This window comes from Baekduia sp. (genome assembly GCF_035685985.1).
Lineage (GTDB): Bacteria > Actinomycetota > Thermoleophilia > Solirubrobacterales > Solirubrobacteraceae > Baekduia.
The window spans coordinates 11,595-37,189 of record NZ_DASRZV010000024.1; the positions used below are offsets into that span (position 1 = coordinate 11,595).

Consider the following 25,595-nt stretch of genomic DNA (forward strand, 5'->3'; position numbering starts at 1 on the left):
GGTCCGGCCGCTACGCTCCGGCGTCACATGGCCAAGACCCTCGTCATCGCCGAGAAGCCGTCCGTCGGGCGCGACCTCGCGCGCGTCCTTCCCGGGCCGTTCGAGAAGAAGTCCGGGCCGGGGGAGAAGACCGAGCGCTGGCTCGAGGGGCCGGAGCACGTCATCTCCTGGGCGGTCGGCCACCTCGTCCAGCTCGCCGAGCCCGACGAGTACGACGAGAAGTTCAAGAAGTGGCGGATGGCCGACCTGCCGATCGTGCCGCCGAAGTTCAAGCTCGTGGTCCGCGACGAGCGCTCGCAGAAGCAGATGTCGGTGGTCAAGTCGCAGCTCAAGCGCGACGACGTCGACCTCGTCATCAACGCGTGCGACGCCGGCCGCGAGGGCGAGCTGATCTTCGCCTACCTGTACGAGAAGGCCGGCGCCAAGAAGCCCGTCCAGCGCCTGTGGCTGAACTCGATGACCAACGACGCCATGCGCGAGGGCTTCAACAACCTGCGCGACGGGCAGGAGCTGGCCAAGCTGGAGGACGCGGCGCGGTCGCGGTCGGAGGCCGACTGGATCGTCGGCATGAACGCCACGCGCGCGGCGACGATCCGGCTGCGGTCGTCGTTCGACGGCGCGGTCTCGCTGGGGCGCGTGCAGACGCCGACGCTGGCGATCCTCGTGCGGCGCGAGGAGGAGATCCGCGCGTTCGTGCCCGAGCCCTACTGGTTGGTGGACGGCGTGTTCGACGCGTCCGGCAACCGCTCCTACGAGGGCCGCTTCCACGCGGGCGCCCAGCCGCGGATCGCCAGCGCCGAGGAGGCCGAGGCGATCGCCGGCGCCGTGCGCGGCCAGTCCGGCGAGATCACCAAGCTCGAGAAGACGACGCGCAAGGAGAAGGCGCCGCTCCTCTACGACCTGACGTCGCTGCAGCGCGAGGCCAACACGCGCTACGGCTTCAGCGCGCGGCGCACGCTGGCCGCGGCGCAGCGCTGCTACGAGGAGCACAAGGCGCTCACGTATCCGCGAACGTCGTCGCGCTACCTGACCTCCGACATGGTGCCGGAGCTCAAGGAGGTCGCGGGGCACGTCGGCGAGCGGCCCGAGTACGCCAAGGGCGCGGCCTACGTGACCGGGCTGGACCTGCTGCCGCTGGGGCGCGTGGTCGACGACGCGAAGGTCGGCGACCACCACGCGATCATCCCGACCAACACGTCGCACAAGCTCGACAAGATGAACGACGACGACCGCAAGATCTATGACATGGTCGCGCGTCGGTTCCTCGCGGTCTTCCACCCCGAGGCGGTCTTCGAGAACACGCGCATCGAGACGACGGTCAGCGAGCACGTCTTCCGCACGCGCGGCAAGGTCCTGGTCGTGCCGGGCTGGCGCGGCGTCTACGGCGAAGAGGCCGACGACGGCTCGGCGCGCGACGAGGAGGACGAGGGCCGCGACCAGTCGCTGCCCAAGCTCGAGAAGGGCGAGGCGGTCGACACGCGCGCCGTCGAGGTCCTGGCCAAGGAGACCAAGCCGCCCCGGCGCTACTCCGACGCGTCGCTGCTGGGCGCGATGGAGACCGCGGGCAAGCTCGTCGACGACGACGAGCTGCGCGAGGTCATGAAGGAGTCGGGCATCGGCACGCCGGCGACGCGCGCGGCGATCATCGAGCGCCTGATCGACGTCGGCTACGTGGAGCGCGACGCGCGCTCGCTGGTGCCGACCGAGAAGGGCATGAACGTCATCCGGCTGCTGGGCGACCACCCGCTGACGTCGCCGTCGCTGACCGGCGACTGGGAGCAGCGCCTGGCCGCGATCGAGAACGGCGAGCAGCAGCGCAAGGCGTTCATGTCCGACATCGCGAAGTTCGCGGAGTCCACGGTCGGCGACCTCGACGCCAAGCTCAAGGACGTGCGGATCCCGCGCGCCAACCTCGGCCCGTGCCCGATCTGCGGCAACGACATCATCGAGAACCGCAAGGGCTACTCGTGCTGGTCGCGCGAGGACCCGGGCTGCGGCTTCGTCATCTGGAAGTCCAAGGCGGGCAAGAACCTGCCGGCGGCGATCGCCAAGGAGCTGATCGCGCGCGGCAAGACCGAGAAGCCGGTGACCGGCTTCAAGGGCCGTAGCGGACGCTCGTTCCGGGCGCGCCTGGCGCTCGTGCAGAACGAGGAGGGCCGGATGCGCGTCGAGTTCGACGAGCCGTGGGCGAAGGAGGGCTTCAAGGAGGCCCAGACCGACGAGATGGAGTCCGCGGCCCCCAGCGGCGCGCCCGCCGAGGCCGCCACGGCCGGCGGGACGAGTGCGGCGGCGTAGCCGCGCCGCCCTCGCGACGGCGGCGGTCGCCGCGCTCGTGGCGCTGCTCGCGCCGGGCGCCGCCTTCGCCGACGACGCCGGCTCGGTCACCCACACGTCCGGCGCGGTCACCGCGACGATCGCGTGGGACCGGGCCGAGCTGGGCGTCGGCGACCCGCGGCTGTTCGTCGTCCGCCAGGGCGTCCGCTACGACCTGACGATCGCCGACGTCTGCGAGGAGGGCTGCATCCTCGTGCCCGACGACGACCCGGGCGACGCGTCGGGCTCCTCGATCCTCAAGGTCGCCGACCTCGACGGCGACGGCGAGCCCGAGGTCCTCGTCGACACGTTCTCCGGCGGCGCGCACTGCTGCCTGACCGCGCGGCTGTTGACCTGGAACGGCACCGGCTACACGCCCAAGGACTTCAACTACGGCGACGTCGGCTACCAGCTGAAGGACCTCGACCACGACGGCCGCCCCGAGCTGGTCGGCTGCGACCCGGTCTTCTCCGGCGCCTTCACCGCCTTCGCGGCCTCCGCCTTCCCGCCGCTGGTCCTCCACGTCGAGCGCGGCAGGTTCGTCGACGTGACCAGGCGGTTCCCGTCGCTGGTCCGCAAGGACGCGGCCGCTCGGCGCAAGGACCTGCGCAAGGCCAAGAAGGGCGACGACGTCCGCGGCATCCTCGCCGCCTACGTCGCCGACCAGTACCTGCTCGGCCGGCCCTCGGTCGCCGCGCGCGAGCTGACCCGTCAGCGCCAGGCCCGCCGCGTCAGCGCGTCCTTCAAGCCCTACCTGTTGAAGAAGCTGCACGCCTGGGGCTATCGCTAGCGAGCGCGCGACCGACGCCGCGTCTCGGCGGGCGCGGTGCCCGGCCGGCGCCCTGGCCGATCACGGACGCTCACCAACCGCCCGGGAGCGCGGCGAGCCGGCCATCGCGGCCGGCTCGCGCGCACGCTGGGGATGGGCGCGTGCGGTTCGCCCCTGGCGGTACCGCGCGAGAACCTCCCGCAAACCGAGACGAAGAGCGGCGGCGCGCCGCGGTTTCGCAACACCGTCGGGTGGCGATGCCACCCTGTCGGACCCGTCATGCCCCTCCATCTCGTCACCGGCCCCGCCAACGCGGCGAAGGCGCGCGTCGTCCTCGAGCGCGCGCGGCAGCGTGCCGCCGCCTCGCCGCTGCTCGTCGTCCCGACGGTCGCCGACGTCGACATCTACCGTCGCGAGCTGGCCGCGGGCGGCACGGTCCTCGGCGTCCGCGTCGAGCGCTTCAACGGCCTGGAGCGGGAGCTGGGCCGCCGCGCCGGGATCCCCGGCCGGACGCTCACGACGCTGCAGGCCGAGCGCGTGGCGGCCGCGGCGATCGCCGGCACGTCGCTGGACCGCCTGCGGGCCGCGGCGGCCACGCCCGGCTTCCCCGCGGCGCTGGTGGCGTTCGCCAACGAGCTGGGGGAGGCGCGGGTCGAGCCGCCGCGCTTCGTCGCCGCGCTGCGCGCCTGGGCGGCCCAGGAGCCCGGCCGCGCGGGCTTCGCCGAGGAGCTCGGGGCGCTCGTGCTCGCCTACCGTCGCGCCGCCGAGCGGACCGGGCGGCGCGACCGCCCGCAGCACGTCACCGCCGTGCTCGACGCGCTGCGGAAGGACCCGCGGCGCTGGGGCGGCACGCCGGTCTTCCTGTACGGGTTCGACGACCTCACGCCGCTGCAGCGCGACGTGATCGACACGCTGGCCAACGCGGTCGGCGCCGAGGTCGTCCTGTCGTTGACCTTCGAGCCCGGCCGCGCCGCGTTCGCCGCCCGCGCGACGCTGCACCAGGAGCTGCTGGCGCTGGGCGCGACCGAGGACGTCCAGCCCGCGGTGCCCGACTACTACGACGCGCCCGTGCTGCACCACGTCGAGCGCGCGCTGTACGAGCCGGAGCGCGACGCCGCCTCCGAGGACCGCCCCGATCCCGGCCCGGCGATCGTCGCGCTCGAAGGGGGCGGGGAGCGCGCGGAGGTCGAGCTGGTCGCCGCCGAGGTCGCGCGCCTCATCCGCGAGGACGGCGTCCCGCCCGAGGAGATCGCGATCGTCCACCGCGGCCTCGACGCCGCCGCGCCGCTGATCGACCTCGTCCTGCGCGGCTACGACGTGCCCGCCGCGGTGCGCCGGACGATCCGCGTCGGCCACACCGCGCTCGGGCGCGGGCTGATCGCGATGCTGCGCTGCGCCCTGCTGGACGCCTCGGCCGACGAGCTGCTGGCGTGGCTGCGCACGCCCGGCCTGCTGCGCACGCCCGCGTTCGCCGACCGCCTGGAGGCCCGCGCGCGCCAGGAGGGCGCTCGGACGGCCAAGCAGGCGCGCGCGCTGTGGGAGCGGGAGCGCTGGTCGCTGGAGGCGCTGGACCACCTCGCGGCGGCCTACGAGCGCGGCGGCGTCAAGGCGCTGGCCGAGCGCGTCGACGCCGAGGCCGCCACGCTGCTGGCCGCGCCGTACCGCCGCACCGCGCCGGTCTTCGACGCCGAGGGCGAGCTGGACGCGCGCGTCGCCGCGCAGGTCCGGCGCGCGCTGCGCGAGCTGGGCCAGCTCCCGGGCGAGCTGCAGCCCGGGCCCGCCGAGCTGGCGGCGACGCTCGACGCGCTGGAGGTCTACGTCGGCTCGCAGGCGGGCGCCGGGCGGGTCACGGTCACCCGGCCGCAGTCGCTGCGCGCCCGCCGCGTGCGCGCGCTGTTCTGCTTGGGGTTGCAGGAGGGCGTCTTCCCGGCGCCGGCCAAGCCCGAGCCGTTCCTCGGAGACGACGAGCGCCGCGCGATCAACGCCGCCTCGGGCCTGCGGCTGCGCCTGCACGAGGACGCGCTGAACGTCGAGCGCCTGTTCTTCTACTCCGTGGTCTCGCGGCCGACGGCGGTGTTGGGGCTCTCGTGGCACGCGGCGACCGACGACGGCGCGCCCTCGGTCCGGTCGTTGCTGGTGGACGACGTCGCCGACCTGCTCGCTCCCGGATGGGCCGAGCGCCCGCTGCGGCGCGAGCTGGGCGCCGCCGGCTGGCCGGGCGACGCCGCGCCGACCGAGCGCGAGGCCGCGCGCTTCGCCGCTGCGGCCGCGCCGCCCGCGACGCCGCCGGTCATCGGGCACCTGGCGTCCCCCGCCGCGCTGGGGCCGCTGCGCGAGCGCCACACGTGGTCGGCGTCGCAGCTGGAGGTCTGGACGTCGTGCCCGGTCAAGTGGTTCGTCGAGCGCCATCTGCGGCCGGAGGCGCTCGTGCCCGACCCCGAGCCGATGATCCGCGGCGAGCTGGCCCACCGCGTGCTGGAGATCGCGCTGTCGGAGCTGGCGGCCGACGGCGGCCTGTCGCCCGAGCGGCTGCCCGAGGCGCGCGCGCTCGTGCGCCGCGCGATGGACGAGCACGCCGAGGACTACAAGATCTCTCCGAACCCCGAGCGGCTGCGCAGCGCGCTGCGGCGGCTGGAGGTCGACCTCGTGCGCTACCTCGAGTTCGCCGCGCACGCGGGCTCGTCGCTGCGGCCGGCGCGCTTCGAGGTGAAGTTCGGGATGGCCGAGGATCCCCACCCGGCCCTGGAGCTCGACGACGGCGCGCTGCGGCTGGCGGGCCGGATCGACCGCGTCGACACCGACGCGAGCGGTCGCGAGGCCATCGTCTACGACTACAAGGGCAAGACCGCCACCGAGCAGGCCAAGTGGCTGGAGAAGGGCAAGCTCCAGATCGCGTTGTACATGTTGGCCGTCCGCGGCGTGCTCGGGCTGGAGCCGGTCGGCGGGCTCTACCAGCCGTTGGGCGGGACCGAGTCGCGGCCGCGCGGCGCGGTGCTGCGCGACGCCGATCCGGGGCTGTCGATGGTCGGCAACGACCGCGTCGACGAACACGAGCTGGAGGCGCTGCTGAACGCGTGCGCCGAGGCGGCGCGGACCGCGGTCGCCGAGATCCGCGCGGGCGCGCTGGAGCCCTCGCCGGACTCGTGCGCCTACGTCGGCGGCTGCGCGTTCCCCACGATCTGCCGGTGCGTGAGCGCGTGAGCGGGCCCGCGTCGCTGTACGCCGAGGACGGCGCCATGATCGGGCGCGGCGGGCTGCCGTTCACGCCCGAGCAGGCCGACGCGATCGCGCGCCGCGAGGGCTCGCTGCTGCTGTCGGCCAACGCGGGGTCGGGCAAGACCTCCGTGTTGAGCGAGCGCTTCGTGCGCTCGGTGCTGGAGGACGGCGTCGAGCCGGGACGGATCCTGGCGATCACGTTCACCGACAAGGCGGCGGGGGAGCTGCGCACGCGCGTGCGGGCGCGGTTCGTGGAGCTGGGGCGGCGCGACCGCGCCCGCGACCTCGACGCCGCCTGGATCTCCACGTTCCACGGCCTGTGCGCGCGGATCCTGCGCGCGCACGCGGTGCGGGCGGGCCTGGACCCGGCGTTCGGCGTCCTGGAGGAGGCCGAGGCGCGCGACGTGCGCGGCGGCTCCTTCGAGCGCGCGCTGGCGACGTTCCTGAGCGACGACCGCACGGACGCGCTGGACGTCGTCGCGGCCTACGGGGTCGACCAGCTGGCCAAGCTGATCGGCGACGTCCACGACCAGCTGCGCAGCGGCGGCATGACGCGGCCGCACCTGCCCTCGGTGCGCGCGGTGGCGCCGCCCGACGCCGCGCCGCTGGCCGCCGCGCTGGCGCGCGCCGAGGCCGAGCTGGACCCGGCCGACGAGCGCAGGTCGGTCGTGGGGGCGCGGGCGGCGCTCGCGCGCTGCCGGTCGCTGCTGGCGGCCGACGCCGAGGTCCCGGCGCTGGCCGACCTCGACGCGGCCGCGTTCAGGCCGGGCAACACGAAGGCCTTGCAGGGCGACGGGTGCGCCGCCTACCTGGAGGCGCTGGAGGCGTTCTCGACCGGCTGGCGCGACGCGCTGGCGGCGCGGACGGTCGTGCTGCTGGACGAGCTGCTCGGCGCGTACGCCGACGAGTACGCGCGCGCCAAGCGGGCGCGCGCGGCGCTGGACTTCGACGACCTCGAGCTGCTGACCCGCGACCTGCTCGCCGAGGCGGACGCCATCCGCTCCGCCTACGCCGAGCGCTTCCAGCGGGTGATGGTCGACGAGTTCCAGGACACCAACGCCACGCAGCTGCAGTTGTTGGAGCTGTTGGGGCGGGAGCGGTTCGTCGTCGGCGACGAGCTGCAGTCGATCTACGGGTTCCGCCACGCGGACGTCGGGATCTTCCGGGCGCAGCGGGCGGCGCTGGCCACGCGCGGCGCGGCGGCCGAGCTGGCGATGAACTTCCGCAGCCGGCCCGACATCCTGCACGTGCTCGACGAGGCGATGGGCGACCTGCACGGCGCGGCGCACGTCCCGTTCGTCGCCGGGCGGGAGCCGGGCGACGGCGGGCCGGCGGTCGAGCTGCTGCTGACCGACGCCGACGCGGTCGAGGCCTGGCCGCCGGAGACGCTGGCGTCGCTGCCGCAGGCGACGGCCAAGCGGCGGGCCGAGGCGCGGGTCGTCGCCGCGCGGATCGCGGCGTTGGTCCGCGAGGAGGGCGTGACGCCGAGCGACGTCGTGGTGCTGCTGCGCGCGGCGACCGACATGGCGGTCTTCGAGCGGGCGATCGAGGAGCAGGGGCTCTCGACGCTGGCGGCGGGCGGCGGCGGGTATTGGGGCCGCCAGCAGGTGCTGGACCTCTGCGCGTACCTCGGCGCGCTGGCCAACCCGCGCGACGAGCTGGCGTTGTTGGGGTTGTTGGCCTCGCCGCTGGTCGGGCTGAGCGCCGACGGGCTGGCGATCGTCGCGCGCGGCGCGCGGGCGGGGGAGCGCTGGGAGGCGCTGGATCCGCTGTCGGCCGAGCTGGCCGACCTGCTGCCCGACGCCGACCGCATCGCGCTTGAGAACTTCTGCCCGTGGTTCGCGCGGGAGCGCCGGCACGCGCCCCGGCGCGGGCTCGACGAGCTGCTGGAGCGCGTCGTCGACCGGACGGGCTACGACCTGCACGTGCTCGGGCTGCCGGGCGGCCGCCGTCGCTGGGCCAACGTGCTGAAGCTCCAGCGGCTGGCGGCGGCGTTCGAGGCGCGCCGCGGCCGCGACGTCCGCGGGCTGATCGACCTCGCGACCGCCGAGCTGGAGGCCGAGGCCCGCGAGACCGACGCGCCCGTCGAGCTGGGCGACGCGACGGCGATCAGGTTGATGACCATGCACGCGGCCAAGGGCCTGGAGTTCCCGATCGTGGTCGTGGCCGACCTCGGCCGCGCGCCCCAGAACCAGGCCGCCGACCTGCTCGTCGACGGCGACCGCGTCGGCCTGCGCTTGCGCACCGTCGACGGCGGCCGTGCCAACGCGCTGGACTGGGAGGCGCTGCGCGAGGAGCGCCAGCTCGCCGACGCCGAGGAGGAGCGCCGCATCCTCCACGTCGCGATGACCCGCGCCGAGGAGCGCCTGATCCTCTCCGGCACCTTCGACCCCGACAAGTGGCTGGCCGGCCCGCAACCCGCCGTCGCGCCCGTCCGCTGGCTGGCCCCGCGCCTGGTCGCGGGGCTGAGCGAGACGCTGGCCGCCGCCGCCGCCGACGACGACGCCGGACCCGCCGCCGCCACGCTCGGCGACCCCGACCCAACCACCACCCACCCACGCATCGCCCTCCAACTCCACCAACAACCGCCCGCGCAACCTCCGACCACACCGTCACCCATCGCCGCCGAAGCCGCCGGGCCAGGCCACGCCGAACCGGTCCCGGAGGATCCCGGCGGCCAGCTGACCCTCGACCTCTTCGCGCCACCCCCACACGAGCCTCGGCGCGTCTTCGCGGAGGAGCCCGCGCCCGCCACGCCGCCCGCGCCCGTCGCGCCCGCTGGGTCGCCCGCGGTCCCCGCCGCGCGCGCCCCGCGGGCCGCGCCGCCGCGCCCGCTGCCCGCGACGTTGTCCTACAGCTCGCTGGCCGCCTACGACCGGTGCGCGTATCGCTGGTACCTCGAGCGCGTCCTGCGCCTTCCGCGCGACGACTCCGGCGGGTCTCGATCGGCGCGGGCCGAGCGCCCGGCCGGGCCGGTCGAGGGCGGGCTGGACGCGCTGACGCGCGGGTCGCTCGCGCACGCGCTGCTCGAGGACCTCGACTTCGCGCGTCCGCAGGCGCCGACCGAGGAGGCCGTCCGCCAGGTCGCCGCGCTCCACGAGGCGGAGCTGACCGACGCCGACGTCGCCGACCTCCAGCAGCTCGTCGCGGCCTTCGCCGACTCGTCGCTGGCCGAGCGGCTGGCCACGGCGACCGACGTCCGCCGCGAGCACGGGTTCGTCGTCGGCCTGGGCGACGAGCACGCGCCGCTGCTCAACGGCGTCATCGACGTGCTGGCCTTCGAGCCCGACGGCTCGGCGCTGGTCGTCGACTACAAGTCCGACGTCGTCGGGCCCGAGACCGACCTGGAGGCCTACGTCGAGGCCGACTACGGCGCCCAGCGGCGCATCTACGCGCTCGCGGCGCTCGGCGCGGGGGCGACCGACGTCGAGGTCGCCCACCTGTTCCTCCATCGCGCGGGCGAGCCGGCGGTCGCCGTCTACGACCGCTCGCACATCCCGCGGCTGCGCGCCGAGCTCGACGAGCGCGTCGAGGGCATCGCCGCCGGACGCTTCGTCCCCACCGACCGCCCACACCGCGCGCTCTGCCTCACCTGCCCCGGCCGGCGCGCGCTCTGCCACCACCCCGAGGAGCTGACGCTGCGCGAGGAGCCCGAGCCGGTCGGCTGACGCGCCCGCGCCGCCCCCGCGCTCGCGCGCCCGCCCCTCAGCGCGGCGCCGGCGACATCGCCGGCGGCCCGCCGGCGGCGGCGCGTCGGGCGCGGTCCAGCTCGGCGTTGAGCTCCGCGCCGTACAGGAACGCGCACGACGACAGCCACAGCCACAGCAGCAGGACGATGACCGCGCCCGCCGCTCCGTAGGCCGCGCCGTAGGACGAGAAGTGCCTGATGTAGATGCCGAAGCCGATCGAGGCGGCGATCCAGATCGCCACGCCGGCCACCGCGCCCGGCGTGATCCAGCGCAGCCGCCCGCTGTGGACGTCGGGCGCGTAGGTGTAGATCAACGCGTAGGCCATCAACATGCCGGCCAGGGCGATCGGCCAGCGGACGAGCGACCAGATCAGCGACGCGGTCGAGCCCAGCCCGATCGCGCCCAGCAGGTCCTCCGCGAAGCCGCCGCCGAGGAACAGCGCGGCCATGACCACCAACAGCAGCACGACGATCATCAGCGTCATGCCGAGGTCGGTCAGCTTCTTGCGCACGAAGCCGCGGTCGTCCTCGACGCGGAAGACCCTGTTCAGCGCCCGGCCCGCCGCGCCGAACGCGCCCGAGGCGCCGTTGAGCGCGATCGCGACCGAGATCGCCAGCGCCACCGACACCGCGCCGCCCGACGCGCTGACGATCTTGTCCATCACCGCGCGGATGGCGTTCTGCGTGTCGGCGTCGGCGCCCTGGCGGGCGAGGTAGTCCACCGCGTTGCTGACGGTCTGCTCGTCGCCGATCAGCGAGAACAGCGAGGTCGCCAGGACGACCGCCGGGAAGAGCGACATCATGGCGTAGTAGGTGAGCGCCGCCGCCACGTCGGTCATCTGGTGGCGGCGGAACTCGGAGAACGCGCGCTTGGCGGCGCCGAGGTACGACGACGCGCCCCCGCGCCGGAAGGTCAAGCCCGAACGCGCGGCGCTAGAGGCGATTGCGGCCACCCAGCCGCAAGCCGTAGCCACCCGTGCCGACCCCGCTGATCAGCACCAGGATCGCGGCGACGATGCCGACGATCGCGGGCAGGCCGAGCGCGACGCACAGCCAGTACACCAGGGCGGCAACCAGAACTGCGATGAGAACACCGATCATGGTGGTCTAGTTCCCAGACAGCGGGCGGACCATGCAGCGAGATCGATCCGAGAAGCGCCCCGGAGCGTTCTGGACTACGCGCCCCGCCCGCCGCCGCCCGGTCCGTCCCCGGCGCCGCGCGCCTCGCCGCCCCGCCCGCCGCCGCCACCCGGCACGTCCCCGGCGCCGCGCGCCTCGCCGGCGCTCCCGTCCGCTCCCGACGTCCCCAGCAGCGCATGACCCTCGGTCACCGCCGTCGCCACGTCGACGACCGTCCGGTTGTGCGACCGCGCGTGGGCCCGGACCCGGTCGAAGGCCTCGCGGTCGCCGATGCTGTGGCGCTCCATCAGGATGCCCTTGGCCCGCTCGATCACCGCCCGGCGCTCCAGCGCGCCCTCCAACCGGTCGACCTGCTTCACCAGCCGCTCGGTCTCCGCATGGCGGCGCAGGGCGATCTCGATCGCGCTCTGGATCGCGGCCGGGTCGCCGTCGCGCACCGCCGCGTAGATCCCGCGCTCGGCCGCCCGGCGGGCGAACTCCGCGTCGTCCTCGGCCAGCAGCGCGATCACCGGACCGGTCGCGAACGCGCTGATCTCCTCGATCAGGTCCAGCGCGTGCTCGTCGTCGCGATGCACGACGACGACCGACAGCTCCGGCTCCTCGCGCGCGATCGCCTCGGTCACCTGGGCCAGGTCGACCGCGGTCGCGGTCACGTCGTGGCCCATCGCGCCGAGCATCTTCGCGGTGCGTGCCAGCGCCGCCTGATCCTCGTCGGCGGCCAAGATCCTCAAGCTGTCCGTGCTCGTACTCACGCCGCCTATACTTCCTCGTGCCTCGCAAGGCCCAAACCCCGCCTTGCGTCCGACTCAGCGCCCCAGACCCCGGCGCGACGTGCCTCGCCTCATCCTTTCCGCCTTTGCTGCACGACGCCGACCGCGCTCGGGAGGAACGCCTCCTCTTCTCCCGCCTGGCCCAGAGCCCGGGCGACCCGGCCCTGCGCGCGGCGCTCGTCGAGCGCTACCTGCCGCTCGCCCGCCGGCTCGCCCGCCGCTACCAGCGCCCCGAGGAGCCGTTCGACGACCTCATGCAGGTCGCGAGCCTCGGCCTCGTGAAGGCCATCGACCGCTTCGACCCGTCGCGCGACGTCGCGTTCTCCTCCTACGCGGTCCCGACGATCCTCGGCGAGATCAAGCGCCACTTCCGCGACCGGACGTGGTCGGTCCGCGTCCCGCGCGACCTCCAGGAGATGGCGCTGAAGGCCGAGCGCACGGTGGGCGAGCTGACCCGCAAGCTGCACCGCCAGCCGACCGTGCCCGAGCTCGCCGAGCAGCTGGGGTGCTCCGAGGAGCAGGCGCTGGAGGCGCTGGAGGCCGCCGGCGCCTACCACGCCACGTCGCTGGACACGCCGCGCGGCGCCGAGGCCGAGCCGGGCGACACGCTCGCCGACACCATCGGCGACCACGACGACAACTACGCCCGCGCCGAGGAGCGCGCGACGATCGACCGCCTCATGCGCTCGATCACGCCGCGCGAGCGCGAGGTCCTGCGGCTGCGCTTCGAGGAGGACCTGACCCAGGCCGAGATCGGCGAGATCATCGGCGTCTCGCAGATGCAGGTCTCGCGGCTCATCCGTCAGGCGGTGACGCGGCTGCGAAGCGCCGCCCAGGACGCTCCGGCCCGGTCGCCGGAGCCATAGCGCCCGCGTCCCCGTCCGCGCCCGCGTCCCCGCTCGCGCCCGCCGACGCCGCCAGCTCGCGCACCAGCCGGTCGCGCAGCAGCGCGAAGCCGATCGCCGCGCTGATCGCCCCCAGCAGCCGGCGGTTGTCGTCGTCCAGCGGCTCGACCTCGTCGAAGACCATCACCAACAGCCCGAGGACCTCGCCGGCCACGGCGACCGGCACGCCGACCGCGTGCAGCCCCGCGGGCACGCCGAGCGACCGCGCGGTCGGCTCGTCCAGCCATGCGCCGTCGACGTCGCGCAGCGCGCGGCCCACCTGCGGGTGCGCGGCGACCGTCAGCGCCGTGGCGCCCAGCGCGCCGCGCCGCGTCCCGTGCAGCTCCAGGCGCCCGCTCACGTAGGAGGCCAGCCCGACGTCGACCGCCTCGGTCTGGCGGATCAGCACGTCCAGCGCCGAGGCGATCACGTCCGGCCCGGGCTCGTGCTGGAACTCGGAGGCCAGCGCGCCGAGCGCGTCCAGCCAGCGCTCGTGGCGCTCGGCCTGGCGCTCCAGCCGCGCCAGCCGCAGCTCGGAGCGCGCCAGCGCCGCGCGCGCCTCGTGCTCGCCGCGCGTCTCGATCCCGACGATCGCCAGCAGCGGGCGCTCGCCGGGCGCGGCGGGCAGCCGGTAGACGATCGACCGCGCGGTCACCGCCGCGCTGCCCGGCGCGGTCACGCTGCCGCCCCACGGCGGGTGCTCGAGCTCGGCCGCCTGCGTGTCACGCGTGAAGTGCTCGTGCAGCAGCGCGCCCGCGCGCGGCGACGCCACGATCCGCGCCAACGTCTCGCCCGGCGCGGGCGCGCCCTCGATCCCCCGCAGCGCGCCGTTGGCCCAGGCCAGCACGACCGGCTCCGGTCCCGACACCAGCGCGACCGGCACCGGCGCGTGCTCGACCGCCGCCCGGAACGCGTCGCCCGACGGCGCCTCCAGCGGCGCGGCCGCGCGCGCGTCCGCGATCGCCGTCTCCAGCGGCGTGCCGGCCTGCGCGGAGAACCGCACCGCCACCACGCGCGGCGCGTCGGCGACCAGGTAGCGCCGCGGCCCGGACCCGACCCGCACCGGCTCCGGGAACCCGAACCGCCGCTCCCACGTGCGCAGTCGCTCGCGCGAGACGCCCGTCAGCTCCGCGAAGCGCGTCGCGGAGACCGTCTGTCCACCCCTGTCCACCCCCGGCATGGTGTCAGTTGTCGCCAATCCGACGCCTGACCATGCGTGTCCACCTTGCGGCGCCATCCCCAAAAGTGAGGATACGGCCCATCCCCACTTCTGGGGATGGCAGGGCAGGGACAACCGGGAGGAACGATGGACCCGACGACGGCAACGACGGCGGGCGGCGATGACGTGCGCGCGCTGCTGCGGCGATGGCACACCCAGGGCGACCGCGCCGCCCGCGACGAGGTGGCGGCGCGCATGCTGCCGCTGGCGCGCAGCCTCGCGCGCCGCTACGCCAACAAGGGCGAGCCGCTGGACGACCTCGAGCAGGTCGCCTGCGTGGGCCTCATCAAGGCGATCGACCGCTTCGACCTCAGCCGCGAGGTCCGCTTCGCCACCTACGCCGTCCCCACGATCGCCGGCGAGCTCAAGCGCCACTTCCGCGACCGCGGCTGGATGATGCGCGTGCCGCGCGAGATCCAGGAGCTGAGCGGCAAGATCGGCGCCGCCCGCGAGCGGCTCGTGCACGACCTCGCGCGCTCGCCCACGGTCGCCGAGCTGGCCCGCGCCACCGGCGCCGACGAGGAGCGCGTGATGGAGGCGCTGGCCGCCGCCGAGGCCTACCGCACGCTCAGCCTCGACCAGCCGTTCCAGGACGGCACCGGCCCGCTGGAGGCGATCGGCGACGACGACCACGGCTTCGAGCGCGCCGAGGCGCGCGCGATGCTCGCCGACGGCCTCGAGGAGCTGGCGCCGCGCGAGCGCGAGATCGTGCGCCTGCGCTACTACGAGGGCCTGACCCAGCGCGAGATCGCCGAGCACATCGGGATCTCGCAGATGCACGTCTCGCGGCTGATCCGCCGCACGGTCCAGCAGCTGCGCGAGCGCATCACGGTCCCGGCCGCCGCGTGAGCATGACCTGACCGCCGCATCGGATAGGACTCCGGGCGTCAGCCCATGGCGCCCGACGAGTCCAAGCACCAGGCCCGATCCGACGAGGACGACGCGGAGCGGCTCGACCGCGAGCTGATCGAGCTGCTCAACGAGCTGCGCGTGCTGATGCCCGGCGTGCAGCTGCTGTTCGGCTTCCTGCTGACCGTGCCCTTCCAGCAGCGCTTCGGCCAGACGACCGACTTCCAGCGCACGGTCTACTTCGTCACCCTGGTCCTGACCGCGGCCAGCGCCGCGTTCCTGATGGCGCCGTCGGCGTTCCACCGCCTGACGTTCCGCCACCACCAGAAGCCCTACCTGATCGAGCTGGCCACGCGCCAGACGATCACCGGCATGGCGCTGCTGGCGCTCGCGATGACCGGCGCCATCATGCTGCTGACCGACTTCCTCTACAACTCGGTCACGGTGGCGATCACCGTCGCCTGCACGATCTCGCTCTTCGGCTGGCTGTGGTTCGGCCTCGCCCTGCGGCGCCGCGCGAGGGGCAAGGCCGAGTGGTGACCGCGGCCTGGGCGCGGCTTGACAACGTCGCCCGCGCCCTGAGACTGTGCGGCGTCGGAGATGGTGCGTCGGGGGACGAGCGAGCTCAGCGCTGAACGCATCCTGTACGAGATCAGCGTCGAGCTCGAAGCCGGCCTCGACGATCTCGTGCCCAGGATGATGCAGCAGATGCGGGACGAGATCCCGAAGTTCGACGTCGTCAGGCACCCTGAGCTATGGGGCGTGCTGCGCGATTCCTGCTACGGCAACTGCCGGGTGATCCTCGCCGGGCTGCGCAGCGACCGCAAGCCGCCCGAGGTCGGCCCGGGCGAGGCGTTCGCCGGGGCGCGGGCCAGCGCGAACGCCGGCATCCCGATGACCGCGATGATGCAGACCTATCGCGTCGGGCAGGCGGTGCTGCTGGAGGCGTTCCTGACCGCCTGCATGGAGCGCCGCCACCACGGCCCGGAGCTCGACGTCGCGCTGGTGACCGGCTCGCGGTTCCTGTTCGCCTACATCGACGAGATGATCTCGCAGATCGTCGAGGAGTACGCGCGCGAGCACGAGCGCTGGACGCGCAGCAGCCTGCGCCGACGCGTCCAGATCGTGCGGGACGTGCTCAGCGGGCTGCCGGTCGACGGCGGCGACCTCGGCTACGCGATGGACGGGCGCCACCTCGGCCTGGTCGCCGTCGGCGCCGACGCCGAGGAGGAGATCCGCCGCGGCGCCAGCGCCCGCGGCCTGCGGCTGCTGGCCCTGTCGGTCGGCGACGGGATCGTCTGGGCGTGGATCAGCGCGCCCGAGCAGCGCGCCCAGCCGCTCATGCGGCTGGACGAGCTGGAGCTGGCCGACGGCGTCGTCGCCGGCGTCGGCGATCCCGCGTCCGGCATCGAGGGCTTCCGCGAGACGCACCGCCAGGCCCAGGCCGCCTACCGCGTCGCGGTGCTGCTCGGCTCCTGCCTGGTGCACTACGACGACGTCGCGGTCGAGGCGATGTCGCTCGGCGACGAGATGGCCGCCCGCGCGTTCGTGCAGGGCGAGTTGAAGGCCTTGACCGCCGAGGACGCCCGCATGGAGCGGTTGCGCGGGACGCTCGAGGTCTACCTCGCCAGCTCGATGAACGCGACGGCGGCCGCCGCCCGGCTGGGGATCGGCGACCGCACGGTCGCCTACCGGATCCACTCCGCCGAGGAGCTCCTCGGCCGCCCGATCGCGGCGCGCAGCACCGAGATCGCCTGCGCCCTGCGCATCCACCGCCTGCTGGCGCGACAGCACGGCAGCACGGCGTAGCCGCGCCGTCTGCGGAAGCCGCAAAGGCGCCGCGGACCTTCTGCGAATCCCGTAGAGCGCGCGGCGCGAGCGCTCGGCGACACTGGCCGCGGGCTGGAGAGAGCCCCGCAGACGCGGCGACGCCGAGCGGTACCCGTCCTCGACGCCGCGGCTGCGCATGGCCTGGCAACGAATGGTTTTCCGAAGGGACGCGCGGCCGTCTTCGCTCGCGCACGCCCGGATCAGGAGGAGGAGAAGACGTGCTGATCGACCTGGACGACATCCGCATGAACGTGATCGACGAGGGGGAGGGGCAGGTCCTGCTGTTCCTCCACGGGCTCGGCGCGTGCCATCGCATCTGGGAGGCGCAGCTGGACGCCTTCCGCGACGACTTCCGCTGCGTCGCCCCCGACCTGCGCAACTCCGGCCGCACCGACGTCGTGCCCGGGCCGGTCTCCGTCGAGCAGCTCGCCGACGACGTCGCGCGGCTGTGCGAGCGGATCGGCGTCGACCGCGCCGTCGTCGTCGGCCAGTCGATGGGCGGCATGGTCGCCCAGGCGCTCGCCGTCCACCATCCGCGGCTGGTCGACGTGCTCGTGTTCGTCGGCAGCGGCGTCGACGGCCGCCACGGCCCGGGGCCGTCCAAGGAGCTGGCGCCCGTCGAGGACGTCGCCCGCCGCGACGGCATCGGCGCGCTGCCCGCGCTGGTGCGCGACGGGCTCTACCCGGCCTCCTTCCAGGCCGCGCACCCCGAGCGCATCTGGCACTTCGAGCGCGACCTGATGGCCTTCGACCTTGAGGGCCTGCTCGCCCTGCTGCACCGCCGCGTGGAGACCGACTACTCGACCGAGCTGCGCACCGTGAAGGTGCCGACGCTGATCCTCGCCGGCCGCCACGACCAGGTCCTTCCGCCGGAGGAGTCCCAGTACCTGCAGCAGTTGATGCCGCACGCGGAGCTGCTGGTCTGGGAGGAGTGCGGCCACCAGCCGTTCGTCGAGGACCCGGCGCGCTTCGAGGCGCTGCTGCGGGCCTTCGTGGCCTCGATCCCCGCGGCGGCCTGATCCCGTGCGCGATCGAGCCATCCTCGCCGCGCTCGCCCTCGCGGGCGCGGCCGGCCTCGCCGCGTGCGGCGGATCGGGCGGCGGCTCCGGCGCGACGGGCCTCTCCGCCGACGCCGGCGGCAAGCCCGCCACCGCGCCGAGCAACGCGCCCGGCGCGCCCGGGCGCCCGATCACGGTCGCGGTCCCCGAGGATCCCGGGTCGCTGGATCCCGCGGCGGGGTCGGGCGACGGCGAGTCGCTGCACCAGCTGATCTACGACCCCCTGGTCCACCTCGACGCCAACGGCAAGGTCGTCAGCGGCCTGGCGACCGCGTGGAAGGGCGGCGCGCGCAAGCTGACGTTCACCCTGCGCAAGGACGCGACGTGCGCCGACGGCACGCCGGTCACCGCGTCGCTGGTGAGGGACAACTTCAAGCGCATGGAGGATCCGAGCCTCCCGGTCCCCAACCTGCGGTTGAACACCAACAAGTTCGACGTCCACGCCGACGACGCGAAGGGCATCGTCAGCATCGCGCTCGACCGCCCCAACTCGTTCTTCCTGGAGGCGCTCGCGCACATCTACATCGTGTGCCCGGCCGGCCTGAAGAACGACAAGCTGCTGACGAGCAAGGGCGCGGGCAGCGGCCCGTTCGTCCTCACGTCGGCGACGCCGGGCGACCGCTACGTCCTGACCCGACGCAAGGACTACAAGTGGGGCGCCGACGGCGCCGGCACCGCGGCCGCGGGCTTCCCCGAGTCGGTCACGGTGCGCGTCGTCACCAACGAGACGACCGCGGCCAACCTGCTGATCGGCGGCCAGCTCGACGTCGCCGCCTTCCAGGGCGCCGAGGTCTCGCGCGTGCAGGGCGCCGGCAAGGGCAAGCTCGACATGCGGGCGCTGAAGATCCGCTCCGAGTCGCTGCTCTACAACCAGGCGCCGGGCCGGCCGATGGCGAGCGAGGCCGTGCGCGAGGCGCTGACCTCGGTCATCGACCGCGCGGCCTTCGCGCGGGTGCTCACCTCGGGCTTCGGCGGCCCCGCCACCGGCGTCGCGGGCACCGAGCCGATCGCCTGCGGCTACGACGTGACCGGCGCGCTGCCCAAGGGCGACGTCGCGCAGGCCAAGCAGCGGCTGGCCGACGACGGCTGGAGGGCCGGCGGCGGCGGGACGCTGCGCAAGGACGGCCGGCCGCTGACGCTGCAGGCGCTGTTCCCGCCCGACGAGGCGTCGGCGTTCGAGTACCTCCAGGGCGCCTGGAAGGCCCTCGGCGTCGACCTGCGCCTGAACCCGAAGCCGACGGCGGCGATCGACCAGACGCTGATCAGCGGCGGGAGCTGGGACGTCACCGCGCTCTACCCGCCGTCGTCGTTCCCCTCGGCGGTCGACACGCTGGTCCAGGGCGCCGCGCCGCCCAACGGCACCAACATCGGCAAGATCGACAACCCGGTCTACGACCGCCTCTCGGCGAGCGCCAAGAAGCTCGGCGGCGCGGCCGGCTGCGAGGCCTGGTCGAAGGCCGAGACCGAGTTGTACAAGTCGGCCGATCTCGTTCCGGTCGCCCAGCGCCAGGCGCTGTGGGCCTGGAAGCCGGAGCTGACGTTCGTCCCTCAGGGCAACCTGAAGGTCTACATCCCGACGTCGCTGCGGTCGCCGGAGCGCTAGGGCCCCGCCATGTCGACGATCGCCTCCACGGCACCGCCCGCGCCGCGGGCGCGGGGAGCGGCGCGCGCCACGCGCCGCTCCCCGTGGCTCGGCTGGATCGGCCGTCGGCTGGTGCAGCTGGCGCTCGGGGTCGTGTTCGTCGCGACCGCGGCGTTCTTCATCCTGCGCCTGCTGCCGGGCGACCCGGCTCGCACGATCGCGGGCGTCGACGCGCGGCCCGAGACGGTCGCGCACCTGCGCGCGTCGCTGGGCCTGGACCGCTCGCTGCCGGCGCAGTACGTCTCCTATCTGGGCGACGTCGCGCGGCTGGACTTCGGCCAGTCGTTCTCCAGCCACCGCGACGTGACCGCGCTGATCGGCGACCGCCTGCTCGGCACGCTGCTGCTCGCGGGCCTGGCGTGCGCGGTGATGCTGGTCGTCGGCGTGGCCGTCGGGATGGTCGCGGGCGCGGCGACCGAGGGGGGACGGCGTCCGCGCGTGGAGATGGCGTTCGGGTTCGGCAACGGCCTGCTCGCGTCGCTGCCGGAGTTCGTGACCGGCGTGTTCTTGGTGTACGTGTTCGGCGTGACGCTCGGCTGGCTGCCGATCGCCGGCCGGGGCGGTCCGGACAGCTGGGTGCTGCCGGTGCTCGCGCTGGCGATCGCGCCGACCGCGGCGCTGGCGCGGATCGTGCGGCTGGAGACGGTCCGCGTGCTGGCCACCGACTACGTCCGCGCGGCGCGCGGCCACCGCCTGCCCGCGCGGCTGCTCTACCTGCGCCACGCGCTGCCGAACCTGCTGACCTCGGCGCTGACGATCGGCGGCCTGCTGTTCGCCGGGCTGCTCGGCAGCACGGTCGTGGTCGAGAACGTCTTCGCCTGGCCGGGCCTCGGGACGCTCGTCGTCGAGGCGATCGAGACGCGCGACTACCCGGTGATCGAAGGCGCGGTCTTCGTCCTGGGCGTGATGGTGCTGGTCATCAACACGCTGGTCGACGCGGCGCTGGCGTGGCTGGACCCGCGGCTGCTGACGGAGACGGCGTGATGGCGCGCCCGCGTCCCACCGCCCGCGCGGTCGTCGTCGGCGTCGCCGTCCTCGTGCTGCTGCTCGCGGCGGTGCTCGGCCCGACGCTCCTGGACGACCAGGCGGGCAAGGTCGACGTGCTCTCCGCGCGCCAGGGCTCGTCCTCGGCGCACTGGCTGGGGACCGACGACCTCGGGCGCGACATCTTCGCCCGCACGGTCGTCGCGACGCGGCTCTCGCTGGAGCTGTCGCTGGCCGCCGCGCTGCTGGCGGCGCTCGTCGGCTTCCCGCTCGGCGCGCTGGCCGGCGTGCTCGGGCCGCGCGCCCGCCGGGCGGTCGGCCGCGTCATCTCGGTCGCCGTCGCGTTCCCCGCGATCCTCGTCGCGCTGTTCGTCTGCGCGATCATGGGCGCGGGCTCCAAGAGCGCGGTGATCGCGATGGCGATCGCGCTGACGCCGATCTTCGCGCGCGTCGCGCAGACGCTCGCCGCCGCGATCGCGACGTCCGACTACATGGACAACGCGCGCGTCGTCGGCATCGGCCCGCGTCGCCTGCTGTGGCGCTACGTGCTGCCCAACGCGGCCGAGCCGCTGATCTCGGTGACGATGGTCGCGGCGGCCAGCGCGCTGATCGTCCTGTCGGCGCTGAGCTTCCTCGGCCTCGGCGTGCGCCCGCCGCAATACGACTGGGGCGCGATGCTCTCCGACGGGCTGGAGCGCCTCTACACGACGCCGGTCGCCGCGCTCGCGCCGGCGGTGGCGATCGTCTTCGCCGGGATCGTCTTCACGCTCGTCGGCGAGGAGCTGGCGCGGCTGGCCAACCCGATGGCGCGCCGGGCGGCCGGGCCGCGGCGAGCGGCGCGGACGACGCGCGACGACGCCGGCGCGCCCGCGCCGCGGAGCGCGCCCGCGCCCGCCGCCGACGACGCCGCCGCCGCGCACGCGGACGACGCCGCCCTCGTCGCCGCCGTCGCCGACCTGGAGGTCACGATCGGCGGCGGCGCGACCCGGCCGGTGCGCGGCGTCTCGCTCGCCGTCGCGCCCGGCGAGGTCGTCGGCGTCGTCGGCGAGTCCGGGAGCGGCAAGTCGATGACCGCGCTGGCGCTCTCCCGCCTGCTGCCGCCGTCCGCGTCGGTGAGCGCGAGCGAGCTGCGCGTCGCCGGCGTCGACCTGCGCCGGCGGCCGGCCGCCGCGACGCGCAAGCACCTGGCGACGGCGCTCGGGATGGTCTTCCAGAACCCCATGTCCTCGCTGAACCCGGCGCTGCGGATCGGCACGCAGGTCACCGAGGCCTCCGAGGTCCACCTCGGGCTCTCGCGCGCCGAGGCGCGGCAGCGGGCGATCGCGCGGCTGACCGAGGTCGGCATCGCCGACGCGCCCGAGCGCCTGCGCCAGCACCCGCACGAGTGGTCGGGCGGGATGCAGCAGCGCGCGATGATCGCCGCCGCGCTGATGACCGACCCGCGGCTGATCGTCGCCGACGAGCCGACGACCGCGCTGGACGTCACGGTCCAGAAGCAGATCCTCGAGCTGTTGAAGGACACGCGCGAGCGTGACGGCGTCGCCGTGCTGCTCATCTCCCACGACCTCGGGGTCGTCGCCGAGATCTGCGACCGCGTGCTGGTGATGTACGCGGGCGAGCTGGTCGAGGAGGGCCTGGCCGCCGACGTGCTGCGCGCGCCGCTGCATCCCTACACGCGCGCGCTGCTGGCGTCGATCCCGCGCCTGGACACGCCGCGCGGGGAGGACCTCGCGACGATCCCCGGCCAGCCGCCCGCGGCCGACGCCGACATCGTCGGCTGCCCGTTCGCGCCGCGCTGCGCCCACGCGCGGGAGGCCTGCGGCGCGCAGCGGCCGCGCTTGGCCGAGCACCGCCCGGCGCACCGCGCCGCGTGCCTGCGGATCGGCGAGCTGGAGAGCGACCCCATGAACGACGGCGCGGTGTCGATCAAGGCGGTGGGCGCGTGAGCGCCGTGCTGAGCGGCGAGGGCCTCGCCGTCCGCTACGGGAGCGGCCGCGCGGCGCGGCTGGTCGTCGACGACGTCTCGCTGGAGCTGGCCGAGGGCCTGACGCTCGGCCTGGTCGGCGAGTCGGGCTCGGGCAAGTCGACGGTCGCGCGCGCCCTCGTCGGGCTCGCGCCGCTGCGCGACGGGACCGTGCGGGTCGACGGGGACGTCGTGGACGTGCGCCGGCGCCGTGGCCGCGCGCGGCTGCGCGCGAGCGTCCAGCTCGTCTTCCAGAACCCGCAGTCCTCGTTGAACCCGCGCATGACGGTCGCCGAGCTGGTCGGCGAGGCCGTGCGGGCCCACCGCGCGCTGCCGCGCCGCGCCCTCGGCGCCGAGGTCCGCCGGCTGCTGGAGCTGGTGACGCTGGACGCGGCGTACGCCGCGCGCTACACGCACGAGCTGTCGGGCGGGCAGCGCCAGCGCGTCGCGCTGGCCCGCGCGCTGGCCACCGAGCCGCGCGCGCTGATCGCCGACGAGATCACCTCGGCCCTGGACGTCTCGGTGCAGGCGGCGGTCCTCAACCTGCTGCGGCGCCTGCAGGCCGAGCTGGGGTTGTCCATGTTGTTCATCTCGCACGACCTGGCGGTCGTCCGCAACCTCTGCGACGCGGTCGTCGTGATGCGCCACGGCCGCGTCGTCGAGCGGGGCGCGTGCGGCCCGCTGTTCGACGCCCCGAGCGACCCCTACACCAAGGCGCTGCTCGACGCCGTGCCCCGGATGCACACCCAATCCCCGACCCCGACAGGAAGTCCCCGATGACCGGAACCTCACCGACCCTCCGCGAGCAGACCCGACAGCTCGTCGCCGACCATGTCGCCGCCGCCAACGACCGCACGAACGGGCAGCGGCGCGAGCTGCGCGCCCCCGACGCCGTCTTCCACCTGCACCTCGGCGGCGAGGAGCTGCCCTCGGCGGCCGCGACCGCCGAGGCGCTGAAGGGCGTCTTCGAGGCCTGGCCCGACTACCACGTCGACGTCGTGCGCACGACCGTCCGCGACGACCTCGCGGTGCTGGAGTTCGACATCACCGGAACGCTGGCCACGCCGTTTCCCCTCGGCGACGAGACCGGCGTCCCGACCGGCGTGCGCGCCCGCTTCGGCGCCGTGGACATCCTGCGCTGCGACGGCGGCCGGATCGTCCGCCAGGACACCTACGTCGACGTCGTCGCGATGCGGCGCGCGCTCGGCCTGAACGGGACGCCGCGGCCCGCCGGCCCGGCGCCCGCGCCCATCGCAGAGCCCCTCAACCAAGGAGACGACATGACCGCAGACACCACCGACGCGCTGGCCCGGACCGAGCGGCTCGCCGCCGCCTACGGGGCGGCGTGGGACGCGCACGACCTCGACGCGATCATCGCCATGCACACCGACGACATGGTCTTCCACCTGCACCTGGAGGGCTCGGACCCCGTCGCCTCGCCGGCCGTGCGCGACGTGTTCGCCTACGTCTTCGAGGCCTGGCCCGACTACCACTGCGAGATCCATCGCACGACGGTCCGCGAGGATCTCGCGATCCTCGAGTACGACATCGTCGGCACGCTGGAGAAGCCGTTCCCGGCGGGCGACGAGATGGGCGTCCCGACCGGCACGAAGGCGAGCTTCGGCGCGATCGACGTCCTGCACTGCGTCGACGGCAAGGTCCAGCGCAAGGACACGTGGGTCGACGGCGTCGCCATGCGCCGCGCGCTGGGGCTGTCGGCGTGACCGCGGGCGCCGAGCGGGCGGCGGACGGCGGCGTGGCCGAGATCCTCACGGCGTCGGCCGTCGTCCACGCCGACCGTCCCGCCGTCTCGCTCGGCGCCGACACGCTGACCTACGCCCAGCTGGACGCCGCCGCGGGGCGGACGGCCGCGCGGCTGGCCGCCGCGGGCGTGGGCCGCGGCGACCGGGTCGCGGTGCTGCTGCCCAACGTGATGGCCTTCCCGGTCGTCTACCACGCGGTGCTGCGCCTGGGCGCGATCGTCGTGCCGCTCAACCCGCTGCTGCGCCGGCGCGAGATCACCTACACCTTGGAGGACGCGGGGGCGCGGGCGGTCGTGGCGTGGCCGACGGCCGTCGAGGAGGCGCGGGCGGCGGCGGGGGAGGTGGGCGGCGTCGCGCTCGTCGACGTCGACGACGAGCGCCCCGCGCTCGCCGCCGCCGGAGCGGACCCGGCCCTGGCCGCCGCGGTTGCCGCCGCCGCGCCCGCGCACGACGACACCGCCGTCATCCTCTACACCTCGGGCACGACCGGCCGGCCCAAGGGCGCCGAGCTGACCCACGCCAACCTGGTGTCCAACGCGCGGGCCTCCGCTCGGCTGTTCGGCCTGGACCGCGACGACGTCGTCTTCGGCGGCCTGCCGTTGTTCCACTCCTTCGGCCAGACGTGCGTGCTCAACGCGGCGCTGCTGAGCGGCGCGCACGTCCGGCTGGTGCCGCGCTTCTCGCCGGATGAGGCGCTGGCCATGGTCGCCGACGGCGTCACGGTCTTCGCCGGCGTGCCGACCATGTACACCGCCTTGCTCGCCCACGCGGCGCCGTCGCCCGACGCCGACGCCGACGCCGGCGCCTCGCGCCTGCGCCTCTGCCTCTCCGGCGGCGCCTCGCTGCCGGTCGAGGTGCTGCGCGACGTCGAGGCCCGCTTCGACTGCCCGCTGCTGGAGGGCTACGGCCTCTCGGAGACGTCGCCGGTCGCCGCGTTCAACCGCGTCGACGGTCGCACGCCCGGCTCGATCGGCCGCCCGATCGACGGCGTCGAGATGCGCGTGGTCGACGACGCGCGGCGCCCGCTTCCCGCCGGCGAGGTCGGCGAGATCGAGATCCGCGGCGACAACGTGATGAAGGGCTACTGGCGCCGGCCGGACGCGACCGCCGAGACCGTCCGCGACGGCTGGCTGGCCACCGGCGACATGGCGCGCGTCGACGACGCGGGGCGCTTCTTCATCGTCGACCGCAAGAAGGACCTCATCATCCGCGGCGGCTACAACGTCTACCCGCGCGAGGTGGAGGAGGTGCTCTACGAGCACCCCGCCGTGCGCGAGGCGGCCGTCGTCGCCGTGCCCGACGACCACCTCGGCCAGGAGGTCGGCGCCGCCGTCGTGCTGCGCGCGCCCGCCGCCGCGACGCCGGAGGAGCTGCGCGCGTTCGTCCGCGAGCGTGTCGCGCCCTACAAGTACCCGCGCGTGGTGCGCGTCGTCGACGAGCTGCCCAAGGGGCCGACCGGCAAGGTCCTCAAGCGCGAGATCGCCCTGTAGTGAAGACCACCGAGAGG

General features: G+C 74.8%; 19 protein-coding genes. 15 read left to right on the plus strand and 4 right to left on the minus strand.

The annotated features are described in order from the left end of the window. Window positions 1–27 precede the first annotated feature (27 nt). From VFG42_RS12465 to VFG42_RS12480, 4 genes are all read left to right on the plus strand, one after another. Complete coding sequence (locus VFG42_RS12465; protein WP_324908840.1) at window positions 28–2,295, plus strand: DNA topoisomerase 3; 2,268 nt, start codon at window positions 28–30, stop codon at window positions 2,293–2,295. After that, window positions 2,282–3,103 carry a hypothetical protein gene (locus tag VFG42_RS12470; protein WP_324908842.1) on the plus strand — a complete coding sequence of 274 codons (822 nt, stop codon included), beginning with the start codon at window positions 2,282–2,284 and terminating at the stop codon, window positions 3,101–3,103. The genes VFG42_RS12465 and VFG42_RS12470 overlap by 14 nt, the downstream gene beginning before the upstream one ends. A gap of 258 nt (window positions 3,104–3,361) precedes the next feature. Beyond that, on the plus strand, window positions 3,362–6,283 hold the full coding sequence (locus tag VFG42_RS12475) for a PD-(D/E)XK nuclease family protein (protein WP_324908844.1): 2,922 nt from the start codon (window positions 3,362–3,364) through the stop codon (window positions 6,281–6,283). Continuing rightward, window positions 6,268–9,966 (plus strand): UvrD-helicase domain-containing protein, encoded by a 3,699-nt coding sequence (locus VFG42_RS12480; RefSeq protein ID WP_324908846.1) that lies wholly within the window; start codon window positions 6,268–6,270, stop codon window positions 9,964–9,966. The genes VFG42_RS12475 and VFG42_RS12480 overlap by 16 nt, the downstream gene beginning before the upstream one ends. Before the next feature lie 37 nt (window positions 9,967–10,003). On the opposite strand, the gene VFG42_RS12485 is transcribed toward VFG42_RS12480, so the two are convergent. From VFG42_RS12485 to VFG42_RS12495, 3 genes are all read right to left on the minus strand, one after another. Next, window positions 10,004–10,903, minus strand: a complete 900-nt coding sequence (locus VFG42_RS12485) for a YihY/virulence factor BrkB family protein (RefSeq protein WP_324908848.1) — start codon at window positions 10,901–10,903, stop codon at window positions 10,004–10,006. A gap of 16 nt (window positions 10,904–10,919) precedes the next feature. After that, window positions 10,920–11,087 carry a hypothetical protein gene (locus tag VFG42_RS12490; protein ID WP_324908850.1) on the minus strand — a complete coding sequence of 56 codons (168 nt, stop codon included), beginning with the start codon at window positions 11,085–11,087 and terminating at the stop codon, window positions 10,920–10,922. A gap of 74 nt (window positions 11,088–11,161) precedes the next feature. Then, window positions 11,162–11,857 carry an ANTAR domain-containing response regulator gene (locus tag VFG42_RS12495; RefSeq protein WP_324908852.1) on the minus strand — a complete coding sequence of 232 codons (696 nt, stop codon included), beginning with the start codon at window positions 11,855–11,857 and terminating at the stop codon, window positions 11,162–11,164. Between the two features lie 125 nt (window positions 11,858–11,982). Between VFG42_RS12495 and VFG42_RS12500 the strand changes: the two genes are divergently transcribed. After that, the gene (locus VFG42_RS12500) at window positions 11,983–12,762 is read left to right on the plus strand and encodes a SigB/SigF/SigG family RNA polymerase sigma factor (RefSeq protein WP_324908854.1); all 780 of its coding nucleotides are present in this window, start codon (window positions 11,983–11,985) and stop codon (window positions 12,760–12,762) included. On the opposite strand, the gene VFG42_RS12505 is transcribed toward VFG42_RS12500, so the two are convergent. After that, a complete protein-coding gene (locus VFG42_RS12505; RefSeq protein WP_324908856.1) occupies window positions 12,692–13,951 on the minus strand; it encodes a MerR family transcriptional regulator in 1,260 nt (419 codons plus the stop codon). The two genes, VFG42_RS12500 and VFG42_RS12505, sit on opposite strands and share 71 nt — an antisense overlap. A gap of 135 nt (window positions 13,952–14,086) precedes the next feature. On the opposite strand from VFG42_RS12505, the gene VFG42_RS12510 reads away from it, so the two are divergent. The 10 genes from VFG42_RS12510 to VFG42_RS12555 all read left to right on the plus strand — a co-directional run bounded on the left by VFG42_RS12510 (window position 14,087) and on the right by VFG42_RS12555 (window position 25,578). Then, the gene (locus tag VFG42_RS12510; RefSeq protein WP_324908858.1) at window positions 14,087–14,848 is read left to right on the plus strand and encodes a SigB/SigF/SigG family RNA polymerase sigma factor; all 762 of its coding nucleotides are present in this window, start codon (window positions 14,087–14,089) and stop codon (window positions 14,846–14,848) included. 45 nt (window positions 14,849–14,893) lie between these two features. Further along, complete coding sequence (locus VFG42_RS12515; protein WP_324908860.1) at window positions 14,894–15,388, plus strand: DUF6328 family protein; 495 nt, start codon at window positions 14,894–14,896, stop codon at window positions 15,386–15,388. A 60-nt stretch (window positions 15,389–15,448) separates the two neighbouring features. Then, window positions 15,449–16,657, plus strand: a complete 1,209-nt coding sequence (locus VFG42_RS12520) for a PucR family transcriptional regulator (protein ID WP_324908862.1) — start codon at window positions 15,449–15,451, stop codon at window positions 16,655–16,657. 239 nt (window positions 16,658–16,896) lie between these two features. Then, on the plus strand, window positions 16,897–17,697 hold the full coding sequence (locus VFG42_RS12525; RefSeq protein ID WP_324908864.1) for an alpha/beta fold hydrolase: 801 nt from the start codon (window positions 16,897–16,899) through the stop codon (window positions 17,695–17,697). Window positions 17,698–17,701: 4 nt separating this feature from the next. Continuing rightward, window positions 17,702–19,339 carry an ABC transporter substrate-binding protein gene (locus VFG42_RS12530; protein ID WP_324908866.1) on the plus strand — a complete coding sequence of 546 codons (1,638 nt, stop codon included), beginning with the start codon at window positions 17,702–17,704 and terminating at the stop codon, window positions 19,337–19,339. 9 nt (window positions 19,340–19,348) lie between these two features. Next, complete coding sequence (locus tag VFG42_RS12535; protein WP_324908868.1) at window positions 19,349–20,362, plus strand: ABC transporter permease; 1,014 nt, start codon at window positions 19,349–19,351, stop codon at window positions 20,360–20,362. After that, complete coding sequence (locus VFG42_RS12540; RefSeq protein ID WP_324908870.1) at window positions 20,362–22,308, plus strand: dipeptide/oligopeptide/nickel ABC transporter permease/ATP-binding protein; 1,947 nt, start codon at window positions 20,362–20,364, stop codon at window positions 22,306–22,308. Before VFG42_RS12535 ends, VFG42_RS12540 begins: the two co-directional genes overlap by 1 nt. Beyond that, window positions 22,305–23,105: an ABC transporter ATP-binding protein gene (locus VFG42_RS12545; RefSeq protein WP_324908872.1), complete on the plus strand. Its 801-nt coding sequence runs from the start codon at window positions 22,305–22,307 to the stop codon at window positions 23,103–23,105. The genes VFG42_RS12540 and VFG42_RS12545 overlap by 4 nt, the downstream gene beginning before the upstream one ends. Continuing rightward, window positions 23,102–24,049 carry an ester cyclase gene (locus VFG42_RS12550; protein WP_324908874.1) on the plus strand — a complete coding sequence of 316 codons (948 nt, stop codon included), beginning with the start codon at window positions 23,102–23,104 and terminating at the stop codon, window positions 24,047–24,049. The genes VFG42_RS12545 and VFG42_RS12550 overlap by 4 nt, the downstream gene beginning before the upstream one ends. Further along, the gene (locus VFG42_RS12555) at window positions 24,046–25,578 is read left to right on the plus strand and encodes a long-chain fatty acid--CoA ligase (protein ID WP_324908877.1); all 1,533 of its coding nucleotides are present in this window, start codon (window positions 24,046–24,048) and stop codon (window positions 25,576–25,578) included. The genes VFG42_RS12550 and VFG42_RS12555 overlap by 4 nt, the downstream gene beginning before the upstream one ends. Window positions 25,579–25,595 lie beyond the last annotated feature (17 nt).

Excerpts from the sequence above, each read along its gene's own strand:
- VFG42_RS12520 (WP_324908862.1), top strand. The coding sequence starts at position 15,449 with ATGGTGCGTCGGGGGACGAGCGAGCTCAGCGCTGAACGCATCCTGTAC.
- VFG42_RS12515 (WP_324908860.1), top strand. The coding sequence starts at position 14,894 with ATGGCGCCCGACGAGTCCAAGCACCAGGCCCGATCCGACGAGGACGAC.
- VFG42_RS12550 (WP_324908874.1), top strand. The coding sequence starts at position 23,102 with ATGACCGGAACCTCACCGACCCTCCGCGAGCAGACCCGACAGCTCGTC.
- VFG42_RS12535 (WP_324908868.1), top strand. The coding sequence starts at position 19,349 with ATGTCGACGATCGCCTCCACGGCACCGCCCGCGCCGCGGGCGCGGGGA.
- VFG42_RS12540 (WP_324908870.1), top strand. The coding sequence starts at position 20,362 with ATGGCGCGCCCGCGTCCCACCGCCCGCGCGGTCGTCGTCGGCGTCGCC.
- VFG42_RS12490 (WP_324908850.1), bottom strand. The coding sequence starts at position 11,087 with ATGATCGGTGTTCTCATCGCAGTTCTGGTTGCCGCCCTGGTGTACTGG.
- VFG42_RS12475 (WP_324908844.1), top strand. The coding sequence starts at position 3,362 with ATGCCCCTCCATCTCGTCACCGGCCCCGCCAACGCGGCGAAGGCGCGC.
- VFG42_RS12510 (WP_324908858.1), top strand. The coding sequence starts at position 14,087 with ATGGACCCGACGACGGCAACGACGGCGGGCGGCGATGACGTGCGCGCG.
- VFG42_RS12465 (WP_324908840.1), top strand. The coding sequence starts at position 28 with ATGGCCAAGACCCTCGTCATCGCCGAGAAGCCGTCCGTCGGGCGCGAC.